Annotated in this window: 10 protein-coding genes; all 10 read right to left on the bottom strand. The window is 57.2% G+C overall.

The annotated features are described in order from the left end of the window. Positions 1–9: 9 nt before the first annotated feature. Positions 10–1,830: an exodeoxyribonuclease V subunit alpha gene (gene recD / locus P349_RS07090; RefSeq protein ID WP_032648119.1), complete on the bottom strand. Its 1,821-nt coding sequence runs from the start codon at positions 1,828–1,830 to the stop codon at positions 10–12. Next, a complete protein-coding gene (gene recB / locus P349_RS07095) occupies positions 1,827–5,369 on the bottom strand; it encodes an exodeoxyribonuclease V subunit beta (RefSeq protein ID WP_032648121.1) in 3,543 nt (1,180 codons plus the stop codon). Before recB ends, recD begins: the two co-directional genes overlap by 4 nt. Further along, complete coding sequence (gene ptrA, locus P349_RS07100; protein ID WP_032648123.1) at positions 5,366–8,233, bottom strand: pitrilysin; 2,868 nt, start codon at positions 8,231–8,233, stop codon at positions 5,366–5,368. Before ptrA ends, recB begins: the two co-directional genes overlap by 4 nt. A 140-nt stretch (positions 8,234–8,373) precedes the next feature. Continuing rightward, the gene (recC, locus tag P349_RS07105; RefSeq protein ID WP_032648124.1) at positions 8,374–11,748 is read right to left on the bottom strand and encodes an exodeoxyribonuclease V subunit gamma; all 3,375 of its coding nucleotides are present in this window, start codon (positions 11,746–11,748) and stop codon (positions 8,374–8,376) included. A 12-nt stretch (positions 11,749–11,760) separates the two neighbouring features. Further along, positions 11,761–12,084 carry a prepilin-type N-terminal cleavage/methylation domain-containing protein gene (locus tag P349_RS07110; protein WP_032648126.1) on the bottom strand — a complete coding sequence of 108 codons (324 nt, stop codon included), beginning with the start codon at positions 12,082–12,084 and terminating at the stop codon, positions 11,761–11,763. Beyond that, positions 12,069–12,470: a DUF2509 family protein gene (locus tag P349_RS07115; RefSeq protein ID WP_032648128.1), complete on the bottom strand. Its 402-nt coding sequence runs from the start codon at positions 12,468–12,470 to the stop codon at positions 12,069–12,071. Before P349_RS07115 ends, P349_RS07110 begins: the two co-directional genes overlap by 16 nt. After that, the gene (locus P349_RS07120) at positions 12,467–13,027 is read right to left on the bottom strand and encodes a prepilin peptidase-dependent protein (RefSeq protein WP_032648130.1); all 561 of its coding nucleotides are present in this window, start codon (positions 13,025–13,027) and stop codon (positions 12,467–12,469) included. The genes P349_RS07115 and P349_RS07120 overlap by 4 nt, the downstream gene beginning before the upstream one ends. Beyond that, entirely contained in the window at positions 13,021–13,482 is a 462-nt protein-coding gene (locus tag P349_RS07125) for a prepilin peptidase-dependent protein (RefSeq protein ID WP_032648132.1), read from the bottom strand. The genes P349_RS07120 and P349_RS07125 overlap by 7 nt, the downstream gene beginning before the upstream one ends. Before the next feature lie 184 nt (positions 13,483–13,666). After that, the gene (thyA, locus tag P349_RS07130; RefSeq protein WP_032648134.1) at positions 13,667–14,461 is read right to left on the bottom strand and encodes a thymidylate synthase; all 795 of its coding nucleotides are present in this window, start codon (positions 14,459–14,461) and stop codon (positions 13,667–13,669) included. Positions 14,462–14,467: 6 nt separating this feature from the next. Then, the gene (lgt, locus tag P349_RS07135; protein WP_023309046.1) at positions 14,468–15,343 is read right to left on the bottom strand and encodes a prolipoprotein diacylglyceryl transferase; all 876 of its coding nucleotides are present in this window, start codon (positions 15,341–15,343) and stop codon (positions 14,468–14,470) included. Positions 15,344–15,377: the final 34 nt, after the last annotated feature.

The raw sequence follows: 15,377 nt of genomic DNA, 5'->3' as shown, positions 1-15,377 counted from the left end.
GGCTTTCGTTCAGAGGGACTCAAATATCGCGCCCAGCCCGCTTCGACGTTCCGTACGGGTGGCAATCGCCTGCACCAGCACGCGTTCATCGGTATAGAGCGACAGGCGCTGACGCGCGCGCGTTATGGCGGTATAGATCAGCTCTCGGGTAATGACGGGGGAAAGCTGCGTGGGCAGGATCAGCGCCGCGTGGTTAAATTCGGAGCCCTGGGATTTATGCACCGTCATCGCCCAGGCGGTTTCATGCTCGGGCAAACGGCTGGGCTGGAAAGACTTCACGCTCCCGTCCGGCATCTGGAACCAGACGCGCAGTCCCTGACCGCAGTCGAGCGCAATCCCGATATCCCCGTTAAACAATCCCAGCGCGCTGTCGTTACGGGAGATCATCACCGGTCGCCCTTCATACCAGCGCGAGTGCGGGGTACGGTTAATTTTGCGTTTTTGCGCCAGCAGCTGTTCCAGCCTGTCGTTAAGACCCCGGACACCAAAGGGGCCTTCCCTCAGCGCACAGAGCAACTGATATTCGCCAAACGCGGCAATGACCTGCTCCGGCGTACTTTGCTGTTGTACGTCCGTCAGAAAGCGCTGGTACCCCTGCAGGGCGTCGTCAAGCATCGCCTGATACTCTTCCGCGCTTTGCAGCGATTTTTTCTCAATATCCTTAAAGGTTCCGTCAAATACCGCCGTGGTGGCGAGCCGGTCGCCCCGGTTCACCGCTGCCGCAAGCTGGCCGATGCCGGAGTCGCTGCCGAAACGGTAGCTTTTTTGCAGCAGACACAGGCTGTCGCGCAGCGCCCCTGCTAGCGAATGATTTTCAGAGGTGAGCGAGCATCCGGTGAGACGGGCTAACTCCTGAGCGCGTTCAGCGGTATATCCCAGGCTGGCATAGGTGCAGATATCACCCAGTACCGCCCCCGCCTCAACGGAGGCAAGCTGGTCACGATCGCCGAGGAAAATGACGCGCGCGTGCGGCGGGAGCGCATCGATCAAACGCGACATCATCGTCAGGTCAATCATTGAGGCTTCATCCACCACCAGCACGTCAAGGTGCAGCGGATTACCGGCATGATAGCGCAGACGCTGGCTACCCGGCTGTGCGCCAAGCAAACGGTGCAGCGTGCTGGCCTCATTAGGGAAAAGCGCAAGCTGCTCCCCGGTTAGCGGCAGCTTTTGCAGCGCGCCGCCTAACGATTCCGTCAGACGTGCCGCCGCTTTACCGGTGGGGGCCGCCAGGCGAATACGGCACTTTTGCTCACCCGATAACTGAATCAACGCGGCAAGCAGTTTTGCCACGGTGGTCGTTTTCCCGGTACCCGGGCCGCCAGAAATCACCGAGATCCGTCGCGTTAAGGCCACGGCAGCCGCCACTTTCTGCCAGTCTGTCTCGTCGTCAGAGGTGAACAGCGTATCCAGCGTTTGCCGCAGCCGCGTTTCATCGCAGGGAAGCGGGGCGTTGGTCTCGCTGAAGAAGCGCGCTACCGTCAGTTCGTTACGCCAGAGCCGGTTAAGATACAAACGCTCGCCGACCAGGATCATCGGCGTCCCGGTATCGGCTCCGCTCACGGCAGGCGAGCCGAGTAATATCTCCTGCCAGTCCACTGTGTCACCCAGCAGCGCGAAGCACGTCTGTAAAACCGGAGGCATCTTCTCATCCACCGCCAGACGCGACAGCGGCAGACACACGTGCCCCTCCCCCGCGTCTTTGCTCAGAATGGCGGCGGCAAGCATGACGGCAGGCTCATCACCTGCCACCATCATGGCGAACTGCACATCCAGGTGGCGCAGTAATCGTTGTTCTACCGCGTCCAGCAGTAGTGCCTGCATCGTCATGCCACCTCCTCCGTGCCTGCAGCAAACAGGTTATCCATTTTTTCAATCAGTTCCGCAGCCGGACGCGTGCTAAAGACGCCGGAACGCGGGTCGTTAGCATCCACTCCGCGCAGGAACAGGTAAATTACGCCGCCAAAATGCGCTTCGTAGCGGTAGTCGGCCATGCGATGACGCAGGTAACGGTGCAGCGCCAGGGTGTAAAGCTGGTACTGCAGATCGTAGCGATGCATTTGCATGGCCGCGGCCATCGCGTCTTGCGTGTAGGCTTCGCTGCTTTCACCCAGCCAGTTCGATTTGTAATCCAGCAGGTAGTAGCGCCCTTCGTGGCGGAAAACCAGGTCGATAAAACCTTTGAGCATCCCCTGCACCTGGCGGAAGTTCAGCGGCGGGCACCCGGCGGATAACGGATCGTACTCGCGGATCACCGCATCAAGCGCCTCTGCCCTGAGCGGGCTGGCGATGGGGAGATAAAACTCCATCTCCACCTGCTTATCTTTGGTAGTCAACTGGCTAAGCGAGATCCCCTGCGCGGTGAGCGGAGCATGCAGAACCGCGCGGATCCAGTCGGTGAGAACCGGCTGCCACTGTGCGTCGTAACCACCGCTCTGTAACATCTTCAGCACCCACTCTTCGGAAACCGGCTGGGTAAAATCCAGCTCTTCAAACAGGCTGTGCAAAAACGTGCCCGGAGAAGCGCCGCGCGGGAACTGGTGCGGCGTGAGCACCGGCTCAACGGGTACGCTACCGGCCCCCGCGGCATCCACGTCCAGTTTTGGCATCAGATCCTGCGCAATACTCTGCCCGTGCTGTTGTAAACCGGAGTAGCTGGTGACGCGCCAGTCGTCGGCTATCGTACGCACAACCTGGCGGGCATGGAGCGCAGAATCACGCAGCTCCGGCATCTGCCAGCGGCTGTTGTCGGGCAGCGAAGGAATATGCAGGGCAACATGCTCAGAGCAAAGGGATTCGATGCACTGGCGCAGGCCCGCCGCGTCTTTGGGTTCACCCTTCTGAATAAGCCGTCCCAGCGCGCTCAGATGAAAATCGCTCTCCCCGCTCTTTTCGCCCCGACGCCGGAACAGAGGCGCAACGCCCAGGCTGCAGTGCCAGACCGAACGGGTCAGCGCTACGTAGAGCAGGCGTAAATCTTCCGCCAGACGTTCGGCCTCTGCCAGCTCAACGCTGGACTCCGCGTTGCTGAGATCGAGCACCGCCTCAAACGATTCGCGATCGTGGTAAAAGGCCTGATCCTGCACGCGGTAATTGGCGATAAACGGCAGCCAGACCAGCGGATATTCCAGGCCTTTTGATTTGTGAATGGTGATGATCTGCACCAGATGTTTATCACTCTCGAGGCGCATCTGCTGGCTGGACGAATTGCTGTTCGGATCGGCAATCTGCTGCGCCAGCCAGCGCACCAGAGCGTGCTCGCTCTCCAGCTGCATACCCGCTTCCTGCAACAGTTCGCTGATATGTAAAATATCGGTCAAACGGCGCTCGCCGCCTGCTGTCGCCAGCATATTCTCCGCAATGTGGCGCTGCGCCATGAGATCGCGCACCATTGCCATTACCCCGCGCTTCTGCCATTTTTCGCGGTAGCGAACAAACTCTTCGACCACGGCATCCCATGCGGCTTCGTCATTGTTGAGCGCATCAATATCCCGGGCATTCAGCCCGAGCATCGCGCTCGCCAGTGCGCTGCGCAGCGTGCTTTCCCGCTCCGGGGCCAGCACGGCCTGCAGCAGCCATAGCATCTCCTGCGCTTCCAGCGTTTCAAAGACGCTGTCGCGGTTTGAGAGGTAGACGGAGGGGATATTCAGTAACGTCAGGGCGTCGCGGATGAGCGCGGCCTCCTGACGGCTACGCACCAGTACCGTAATATCCGATGCCTTTACCGGGGTGGGGTTATCCCCCTTCCACAGCCGCGCGTCACCGCGCGCGCCCGCACTGAGCCAGTCACGGATTTGCGCGGCGCAGTGCTGGGCCATGGCATGTTGATAGTCGGCAACGCCACAGCCTTCCCCATCCAGCAGCCAGAAGTTCATGGCAGGCTGCGTCTCGCCGTTGAACTCGAAGCGCAACGAGGCATTTTTCTCAGCAAACTTTACCGGCTGAAACGGGATCTCCCGGAACATAAACGCCGTATCCATGCGGCTGAAGAGCCCGTTGACGCTTTCCACCATGCCGGGAGAGGAGCGCCAGTTGGTATCGAGCGTGTAGTGCGCGTCAACCTCGCTGCGGGCTTTCATGTAGGTGAAAATATCCGCACCGCGGAAGGCGTAGATAGCCTGTTTCGGATCGCCGATTAACAGCAGTGCGGTGTCGGGCTGCTGGCGCCAGATACGGCGAAAAATGCGGTACTGCTGCGGGTCGGTATCCTGAAATTCGTCGATCATCGCTACCGGGAAACGGGTGCGGATCGCGGCGGCAAGCGCTTCACCGTTTTCACTGCACAGCGCCGCATCGAGGCGGCTCAGCATATCGTCGAAACCCAGTTCACCCCGGCGGCGTTTCTCACGCGCGACGGCTTCGCGAATTTCCGTCATGGCGCGGGTAATCATCAGATCGTTGAGGGTTAAGGGCTCCGCCAGCAGGAATTCAATCGCCACAAACAGGGGATGCTCAGGGACAATGCCGTCGGCTTTGGTCCGCTCAACCAGGAAACGTTGGGAGAATTTCTCCAACGCGTCCGGGAGCTGGTAGCCTCGCGTCTCTTCCTGCGCCCAGGCGCTGATCTTGTCGATCCATTTCCCCTGATTGCCACGGTTAAACTTGCGTCGGTCAATCCCGGAATTTTCGATGATTGCGTCAATCTCGCCAACGGACTCAAGCCATTTTTGCTTGATGTCGGCAATCTGCGCGATGATCTTTTCATGCCGTGAGGCCAGCGTTTCATCTGCCGGCGGCGGGGATTTGATGACCGGCGCTTCCCCCTGCAGATAACGATCGATAGCGCGCAGCAGCGCCTCCGGGCCCTTCCACAACGCGTGTACGGCTTCGGCGATATCGCGCGGTAACGGGTAGCAATGGCGACGCCAGAAATCCGCGCAGGCCTGATAGCGAAGCACGGATTCATCTTCAATAAGCTGCTGTTCGAACAGCATGCCGGATTCAAACGCATTCAGGCTCAGCATGCGCTGGCAAAAACCGTGAATGGTGAAGACGGACGCTTCGTCCATCTGTCGTTCGGCGAGGAGCAGCCACTGGGCTGCCTGTTGCTTATCGGCAATCTCTTCCAGAAGGCTCGCGTAGAGAGGGTTATTCGTGCTCTGACGCAGACAGGCGATGCGCAGCTCGTGGATATTGGTACGAATACGGCCCCGCAGCTCAGCGGTGGCAGCCTCGGTGAAGGTCACCACCAGCAGCTCTTCCACGCTCAAAGGGCGTGGAAAAGCGGCGTTGCCGCCAAGCCCCAGCAGCAGACGCAGATAGAGGGCGGCGATGGTGAAGGTTTTTCCCGTTCCCGCTGAGGCTTCAATCAATCGTTCACCCTGCAGAGGTAAACGTAAGGGATCAAGGGACTCAGCGGTATCGGTCATTCTTTCTTACTCCAGGGCATAGATTGCTGCAGCGCGCTGACGCTTTTCCAGACTTTCCAGCCTTTCGGGTTCACGTACTCCGTTTTCCCGTTCTGGCTACCGGAAACCTGGGACAGGATGGTGATTCCCTGCGGCTTAATGACCGCCTGATGGAAGAAGTCGGCAACCTTCTGCGGCGTCAGCTGTTTTATCTCGGCCACTACTTTATCACGCGAATCAAAATTCAGATTACCGCGATCGAAATCTTTGCTCAGCTGCGAGGCTTCTTCACCCAGCGTCTGCGGCGGCTGCATTACCTGCGCGATGACGGCCTGCTGGATCTGAGCAAACTCTTCCGGCTTCATCGCGCGCAGCTTTGCTTCCACCTGCGGGAAGAAGGCCTGGTAACGCTGCCAGAGATACGCCGGCTGTTTGTCGCTGCTTTGCAGCAGGAAGCCCAGCCCCCACTGTCGGCCGACGTTCATGGAGAAGGCAAATACCGCGTAGCCAAGCTGCTCTTCTGTGCGTAACTGGTTATAGAACCACGGCTGAATAATTTGTCCCAGCACGGCGCTCTGCGCTGAGCTGGCGAATTCATCATACCCCGTTGGCACAAAGACCGCGGCCAGCGCGGAATCCGTGCTGTTACCCGTCTTTTCAAAAATCACATTCTGCTTTTTCTCAACCAGCACGTCCTGGTTGCGGCACCACTCGTCGCCTTTCGAACCGAGCTGAGTGCGCACATTCTCCGCCAGGGTTTTGGCCTGATCCTCACTCATGTTGCCGACGATCAGGAACTCCGGGCGCGTGTTAGTTTTCAGCGCGTCACGGTACGCCAGCACGTCTTTTAAGGTGATCGAAGGCAGCAGCGCGCGGCGATCCTCACGCTGGAAATAAGGAACCTGCGACAGCATTTGCGCCGGCATAAGCGCCAGATCGTAAGCTTTGCCCTTCTCCGCAGAATCCATCATCTGCGCATACCACGATTTGGCCTGCTCAAGCTGCTCTTCCGTCGGCGTGTAGCTGAAATACCCTTCCAGCAGTGCCTGGAACAGCTGAGGCAAACGCTGGGTATAGCCGTTTGCATTGAGCATCAAACCGTTGTTGGCGTTGGTGGAGAAGCTGATGCCGCCCACGGCCGCCTGGTTGCTGAGCTGATCGAGCGCGATACCGGCGAGATAGTCATTGAGCGCGAACATCACCTGATTTTTGGCGCTGTTCATGGCTTTCGGATTACGCAGCACTACGCTGACATCGGCCTTTGGCTCGCTGGCGAAATAGCGGCTTGGTGTATACACGACGCGCAGCGTTGGCTCATCAATGATCAGCGCCGGGTGCGGGTAATCTTTAGTCGTTTTGGTCAGCGAGAAGTCATCCGGAATATAGGGGTTCAGCTCCGGCAGCTTCAACGCAATCTCCCCGGCCTTTTTCTGCCAGTCGGCGAAGGTCTGTGCGCTGATTTTATCTACCTGATAAGGGGCATCGACAAAGTACGCCGTCTTGTTATGCGGTTCGTTCGGGCTGATGAACCAGATGCGGGCATTCTCCGGCGTCATCATCGCCAGGCGGGATTTTACCGCCCCGGCGTCATACCGGTCGGCAATATTTACCGCATCGAGGGTATGTTCCACCGGCACGCGGATCATGGTATCCGCCAGCCACTCAACGTAATCCATGTCGCGGGTGATGGACGGGTAACGGAAATCGAGATCCAGCACGTGGGCAAGTTCATCAAAATAGCGCTTATCGACGCCTTTCTCGCGCAGTAAAGCGAGGTAGCTGAAGATCGCCGCCACGACTTCATCACGGTTGGCCTGTCCTTTGTCGGTCAGGGTGGCGGAGATCGCCAGCACGCCGCTATTGCCGTTCACAACCGGATCGGAGTCGGCGCGAATGCCTTCCACCAGCCCCTGTTTTTGCAGCCAGTCAGAAAGCGTACCCGGGCTACGGTTACCTATCAGGTAGGTCACCAGCTCATCGGTTTTACTGCGAAACTGCGCGGTGTTGTTATCGATGCGGAATTCCACGCGCAGCACTTTGCGCGGCAGCGCCGGCACGTAGTGGATAACGATGCCTTTTTGCGCGTCCGTAACCACCGGGACGTTTATTTGCGGCAGGTCGATATTTTTATTCGGCACCCGGCCAAACGTTTTAGCCGCCATGTCTGCCAGTTCTGGCAACGGTTTATTGCTGTAGATGACCGCTTTCATCAGGTTGGCGGAGTAGTATTTATCGCGAAACGCGTGCAGGGCATCCAGCACCGGGCTGTTCGGTTTGTCGCTTAACGTCTCAAGGTTACCGCCGGAGAAACGCGAACCCGGGTGTGCAGGGTTGATGGTTTCGGCACTGACCTGGGCCATGCGCATACCGTCTCGCGTGCGGGCCATGGTCAGCTCGGCATTCACCGCATTGCGTTCACGATCGGCATATTTTTTATCCAGCAACGGCGCGGCGATGGAATCAGCAAGGCGATCGACCGCCCCTTCCAGCGCATCATTTTCGACTTCAAGATAAAAGGCCGTGCGGTACGGCGCCGTGCTGGCATTGTGGCTGCCGCCATGCATTTTCAGAAATTCGGACAGGCTATCTGGCTGCGGGTATTTTTTTGACCCCATCAGCGTCATATGTTCCAGATAGTGCGCAAGACCAGGATGAGCGTCAGGATCTTCCAGCGATCCAACCGGCACCACCAATGCCGAAAGGGATTTCACCGCCTGAGGATCGGAAACCAGCAGTACGGTCATGCCGTTATCAAGACGAATAGCTTGATATTGACGGGTATCTTTTTCGCTTTTACGAATAGTTTCCTGAACGGGTTGCCAACCGGAGTCTGCCTGAGTGACGGGTACCCAGAGGGCGAAAAACAAAACAAACGCTTTAAACAAGGTGCTACCTCTTTATCACGGCTACATCATTAACACATTGCGTGCTGGACACGCCAACATCTCTTTATTGGGTACATCAGTCCGTGATAAGAAGTGCATCATAAATGAACACCCCATGCTGCGCAATTTTTATACAGCACTCAGGACTGATTAAATTTAAACAACGGCAGCAGGTAGCGCTGCGCCTCTTCCGTGATAGCCTCGAAGTACTCTGGCTCAAGGGTTCGCCATAAGCGCTGATACCAGACATCTTCACCTTCGCCACGCACCATCATGTTACCTTCATAGGCCTGCATAAATTTACTGCGTGCTTTCTGCAGCGAAGCCTCATCCGTTAACATCGCATCATTCTGCGCGTCATAACAGGCTTTTATCCACGCCCCGCCACTTTCCGGCAGTAACAGGAGCGGTTTGTTCATTCCCTGACGGTAGCCCTCAATGTACAAAGAGAGATACCCTAAAGCCTGCTCGGCTTCCATCGGCGGGAAGCGCCATTCCCCCTCTTTGCGCACGAAAATCCGGCTTTCGCCTTTATGCCCACCCGCACTGTAGACAAGATGTTCCAGCCAGAGTTGCAATCCCTGCGAAACGCTCAGCATTGAGGGCCGCCAGCGCAGCAGCCCGTCCGGCTGAACCTGGGTTAACCAGCCCGTGAGCTGTACCCCGTTGCAGTTGAGATCGATTTCAATACTTTTCCCCGGCTGTCGGCACGCTCTTACGCGCTCCGCCAGAGCGGTCATCTCCTGGCACTGCGCCTCCCAGACAATTTCCCCGAACGCTCCATAGGGCAACTGACCCGCAGCGCGGTAGCGGCGGTAAAGCTTGTCCGCATCTTCCTCTTCAACCAGCGCATTCAGCAGCTGCAGGTTTAACTGGTAGCGTTCCAGACCTTCCAGCGTAAACGGCTCTGCCTCAGGAATTTCGCTCTCTTCAGAGCGGAAGTTGACCTGCAGTCGTTGCTGGAAGAAGGCGCGCACCGGATGCGCCCAAAACCGCTGAAGCTGTTCGAAGGTCAGAGTGTCGATTGGGCGCGGATCAAGTTCCTGAATGAAATCGGTATGCGCACTTCCCTCTTTTTTCGCCGCCGGTAGCCACTCCTGTGCATAGCTCTGGCGCTCGCTGGCAATATAGTTCACCGGATCAAACGGCATACGGCTGTGGAAACAGGTGATATGGGCTTTCACCCTCTGCTCGCTTTCATCGCAGTTGCGCGCTTCATCTCCCGGCAGGTAGTGACTCTGGCCGATATAGTCCACCAGCTCCTGCACCAGTACAGAGGGGAAACGCTCGCTGTTGTCCTGAATGGAACGACCGATATAGCTGATATAGAGCTTACTCTGAGCGGAAATGAGCGCTTCAAGGAAGAGGTAGCGGTCATCATCACGGCGGCTACGATCGCCCCGTTTTGGGTTTGCGCTCATCAAGTCGAACCCCAGCGGCGGCAGCGCGCGCGGATACACACCGTCGTTCATGCCAAGCAGGCAGACCACCCTGAACGGGATAGAGCGCATGGGCATCAGGGTACAGATATTGACAGGACCCGCCAGGAAACGTTGGCTGATTCGCTCCTGGTCAAGCCGCTGCGTCAGCTCATCCCGCAATAGCGACAGCGGGATGGCCTCCTGATAGTGGGAATTCACGCCTTCGTCGATGATAGCCTGCCACTGGGTTTCAATCAGCGCCATGGCCGCTTCGGTGTCATTGTCCGGCAGGAAGAAATCATTAAGCAACGCCCTGCAAACCGGGAGCCATTCTTCAAGTGGACGCGGCTGCAACAGCGCATATCTCCAGCGGTTAAGCTGCATTAATAGCGACGCTAAATGCCCCACCAGTTCAGCAATTAACCCGCTGGACTCATCGTAAGGCAGCACCTCATTCCACTCGCCCTGGCTGCTCTCCATGGCGTAGCCCAGCAGCATACGCGTCAGGCCAAATCGCCAGGTGTGCTGCCCGGTTGGGGGAAGTTCGAACTCCTGAACGTTATCGTCATCGATCCCCCAGCGAACGCCAGACTCATTCACCCACTGGCGAAGGTAGCGCAGGCCCTCTTCATTGATGTTGAAGCGTGTAGCCAGTACGGGAACATCCAGCAACGCCAGGACATCTTCGGAGATAAAGCGGCTATCCGGCAGTGACAGAAGAGTGATAAACGCCTGCAATACCGGATGCGACTGACGGGCACGACGGTCAGAGATAGCGTAAGGCAGGTATCGCTCGCCCGTCGCGCTGCCAAAGACGGCCTGAATAAAGGGACTGTAGCTGTCGATATCCGCCACCATCACCACGATATCGCGTGGCGTCAGATCGGGGTCCTCCTGCAGCATCGCCAGCAGTTGATCGTGAAGCACTTCGACCTCACGCTGCGGGCTGTGGCAAACGTGGATCGTGACGCTGCGATCGTCAGGATCCAGTTTTCGCTTATTATCGCTGCGTTCGAACTCGTTCGCCGTCACGCCCATGACGGCACGGTTTTCCAGATCCAGAATATCTAACTGAATATTATGCAGCAGGCTGTCCGGGGCGATCTCAACAAAGGCATCCACGTCACCTTCCCCTGAGGAAGTGATGTCTGAAAGCATATGAATGTAGTCACGTCCCAGCTTCCCCCATGAGGCAAGCAGCGGATTGGGCAGGTTCTGGATACCGTCTTCATCGAAAAGCTGCCCGGCAGTCGAGCCGTCTTTAAACAGCGGGACGGCACGTTCTTCAAAAAGGCGCTTTCTTTGGCGGCTCACCAGCCGCGCAAGCCAGCGTTCGTCGAGGATATCCCCCCAGTATTGTCGGCAGGGGTTGGTAAACAAAATATGGATATCAATATGCTTACCCAGCGCATTCAACGCCTTTAGATAGACAGGGGGTAATGCGGATATTCCGCAGATAAAAACGCGTGACGGCAGTCGGGCCGGGCGCTCCGACGCATTTTCAAGTATCGAGATAAACCGCTCGTAGAGATTGGCACGGTGCCACTTAGGCTGGCCCAGTTTCTCCGTATGCTCTACCAGCGCTTTCCACAGCGGGGCCTGCCATATTTGCGCCTCCGGCAGGCCTTCAACCAACTCGCCCGCTTCCCAACGAATTAACCAGTCAGAACGGTAAACAAGGTATTGGTCATAAAGATCGGCGGTGCGCGATGCCAGCTGGAACAGCTTGCGCTTATCGGTATCGTCATTGAGGTAGTGACGCAGCATGGCGAATTCATCACGCTGCAGCATGTCCGGCAGCAGCGCCATCAGCTTCCAGCTCATGGCCTGCTTGTTGAAGGCGCTCTGCTCGGGGATGTCCGGCAACACGCGAACAAACATCTCCCAGATAAAGCTCGCGGGCAGCGGGAAATCAATATTCGCGGCTATGCCAAATTTACGGGAAAGCGACATTTGCAGCCACTGTGCCATACCGGTGCTCTGCACCAGCACCATTTCGGGCTCAAAAGGATCGTCAAGCCGCTCGCGCTCAACGATAAATTCCATCAGTGCTTCCAGCACATCCAGACGATTTGAGTGGTAGACCCTTAACATAGACGCTCCCGACTACTGGCTAACCGGGCAATGCAGACGCGTTATCTCACCGCGCCGCCCCAGAGGAGAAATTAGTGTAACCGTGATGCTGACACATCCTGCGAGCGTTGTCTGCCCCCGACTGGCCTGCCAGCCTGCGGGGAGAACATTTGTTGAGAGCTGAGACTGATTCCAGGCATGGTGCCAGAGCTGGCGATACTGGTTAAACACGCTAAACCGCGCCGCCAGCGCCCGGTGATAACCCGACAGATCCGTCACGACGATCACCAGCAGCATCATCGCCAGCAGGACCTCCACCATGCTAAACCCTTTTTCTCGGCTCACGGCAGCTGACATAGCGCACTCTCCTTTAATGGACAAAAATCACTCCAGCCGTGAGGCGAAAAGCGAATTTTCCCGTCGACAATCTCTCCTGCGCGCCAGAGCAGCAGGTCACTGTCTCCGGCAATCAACAGCACACGCGCCTCACTCAACTGGCGCAAACAGACTCGCCACGCCGATGTCTTTTTGCACTGAACCTGCAGCTCTGATGACCAGCTCTGAACCCGTCCCCACTCAAGCGCGGACTGTACCTTCGCCTGCTGCTGAAGCGAGCGGCTCTCGCCGCCAACGAGCGCGCTAAATGTTGTCAGCTGTTGATTGAGACCCGACAGGATCAGGGTACCGAGCACCAGTAAAAGCAGAACCAGGGCCAGTGAAGACATTCCGCGTTGACGATTCACAGGTTGTACCCCGTGACCGTATACGAAGCCTCCCAGGGCTCTCCCTGCCAGCCTTTACGCATCGCGGCCAGTTCGATATTTACCTCTGGCGCAAAACCGGCATGTTCAACTTTGCTCACCACAAAGCGCGTGATTACCAGCCTGTCCGGATCCGTGAGCTTTTCCCATCCTTTTCCTTCACACGACGCCGCCCCACGCTGGGTTTCCAGCGCGCCGGATTCCAGACGAAAACCGGTGCTGTCATTTTCTGATGCGCTGCTATCCCAGTTGCCGTTACTGTTGGCATCCCAGCGTACAATGACGCAGCCTCCAAGCCTCGCGGTCACCAGCGCCTGTCCCTGACAGTTTCCCGCACAGTACCCCGCACGCTGAAGCTGTTTGCCCAGGGCAAACAGGTGTTGCCAGACCTCTTCCTCCAGCTCTCTCTGGCCGGATTGCAGTAAGACTGCCCGCTGCAAGCCGGGTAAAAAACGCGACGCGCTTATCAGCAAAAGGCTGCTAATCGCCGTGGCAATCAGCACTTCAGTCAGTGAGAAACCGCGCTGCCTCATCAACATGAACCTCCCTCAGAGACCTGACACATCCTGATGCGTCCTCCATTTGAGACAATAATCAGCCATGCTCCGGCACGGCTTTGAACGCGTATCCGCCCTGCCCACGCTGTATCCCTTAATCCATAAAACCCCAGCGACGGCGTGACCTCTCTGACCTCGACCTCAGGCCAGGGCGGAATCAGCACAAAGGGACTCTCCTTCTTACAGCCCTGCACGGCAGAGCTCACCAGACAGTCCCCGCCTCCCACCCGCTGAAGGGTAATAAGATGGTCGCTGTTGTGCCGGTTGGCATGGTTGCGCAGAAACAGCAGGTAATCTCGCACCTGACTGGCGGTTTGCCACAGCCGCTGCTGTCGTTGCCAGCTGTCCCAGCCGTACAGACCTGAGGCGCTGAGGATAACGACAAGCGAAACGGCGACAAGCGTTTCGATAAACGTAAAACCGTTCTCTTTTTTCATACCGGGAGTGTGGCGAAGCGCCGTGAAGATGACGAGCGACGGATCCTCGTTTTACGAGGTGTTGTCCGGAGAATTGGGAGAGTTGCAGCGCGTTGCACGCTTTCTGGATAGCGCCTCGGGAAACGGAATAAAGGCGAAAAAAAACCGGCGCTAAACAGCACCGGTTGTGTCACGCTTTATCGCATCAGATAGCGACGGGCGCTTTGATGCCCGGATGTGGGTCGTAGCCCTCAATCTCGAAATCATCAAAGCGGTAGTCGAAGATTGATGCCGGTTTGCGTTTGATAATCAGCTTCGGCAGCGCACGCGGTTCGCGGGTCAGTTGGAGATGCGTCTGTTCCATATGGTTGCGGTAAAGATGGGTATCCCCACCGGTCCAGACAAAATCACCCACTTCCAGGTCGCACTGCTGCGCCATCATGTGAACTAACAGCGCATAGCTGGCAATGTTAAACGGCAGGCCGAGGAACACGTCACAGGAGCGCTGGTAGAGCTGGCAGGAAAGCTTTCCATCCGCCACATAGAACTGGAAGAACGCGTGGCACGGTGCCAGCGCCATTTTATCCAGCTCGCCGACGTTCCAGGCGGAAACAATGATTCGGCGCGAGTCCGGATCGTTTTTCAGCTGGTTCATCACGGTGGTGATCTGGTCAATATGGCGGCCATCAGGCGTTGGCCATGCGCGCCACTGCTTACCGTAAACCGGGCCCAGGTTGCCGTTTTCATCTGCCCACTCGTCCCAGATTGAGACGTTATTTTCGTGCAGATACGCAACGTTGGTATCACCTTGCAGGAACCAGAGCAGTTCATGAATGATCGAGCGCAGGTGGCAGCGCTTTGTCGTCACCAGCGGGAAGCCTTCTTGCAGATTGAAGCGCATCTGGTGGCCAAAAATGGAGAGCGTACCGGTACCGGTGCGGTCGTTTTTCGGCGTGCCCTCATCGAGCACTTTTTTCATCAATTCAAGATACTGTTTCATGGTTCCTCAGGAAATTTGTTGCTGTGGACGACGACGATACGCCCAAATCATCATAATGGCACCCGCGACAATCATCGGAATGGAGAGGATCTGCCCCATGCTGATGTACTGTACCCACTCGCCGGTAAACTGTGCGTCAGGCTGGCGGAAGAATTCGACGATGATGCGGAACGCGCCATAGCCAATCAGGAACAGCCCGGAAACAGCCCCCATCGGGCGCGGCTTGCGAATAAACAGGTTGAGGATGATAAACAGCACCACGCCTTCCAGCGCCAGCTCATACAGCTGAGACATATGGCGCGGCAGAACGCCGTAGGTATCGAAAATGGACTGCCACTCCGGATGCGATGGCAGCAGCGCGATGTCTTCTGCGCGGGAGCCCGGGAAGAGCATCGTGTACGGCACGCTCGGGTCGACGCGGCCCCACAGTTCACCGTTGATAAAGTTGCCCAGACGACCAGCGCCGAGACCAAACGGGATCAGCGGTGCGATAAAATCTGAAACCTGGAAGAAGTTGCGTTTAGTGCGTTTGGCAAAAATCACCATCACCAGGATCACCCCAATCAGGCCGCCGTGGAAGGACATGCCTCCGTCCCAGACGCGGAACAGATAGAGCGGATCGTTCAGGAATACCGGGAAGTTATAGAACAGCACATACCCGATACGGCCACCGAGGAACACGCCGAGGAAGCCCGCATACAGCAGGTTTTCAACTTCGTTTTTGGTCCAGCCGCTGCCCGGACGGCTGGCGCGACGGCCAGCGAGCCACATGGCAAAAATGAAGCCCACCAGGTACATCAGACCGTACCAGTGAAGCGAAACAGGTCCTACTGAGAAAATGACCGGATCAAATTCCGGAAAATGCAGATAACCACTGTTCATCTGTCACCACAAGATGTTGTTATTCCGCTGAAAG

The sequence above is a fragment of the Enterobacter sp. DC4 genome (genome assembly GCF_000568095.1).
GTDB lineage: Bacteria > Pseudomonadota > Gammaproteobacteria > Enterobacterales > Enterobacteriaceae > Enterobacter > Enterobacter pseudoroggenkampii.
This window is presented reverse-complemented; position numbering and strand designations above follow the sequence as displayed.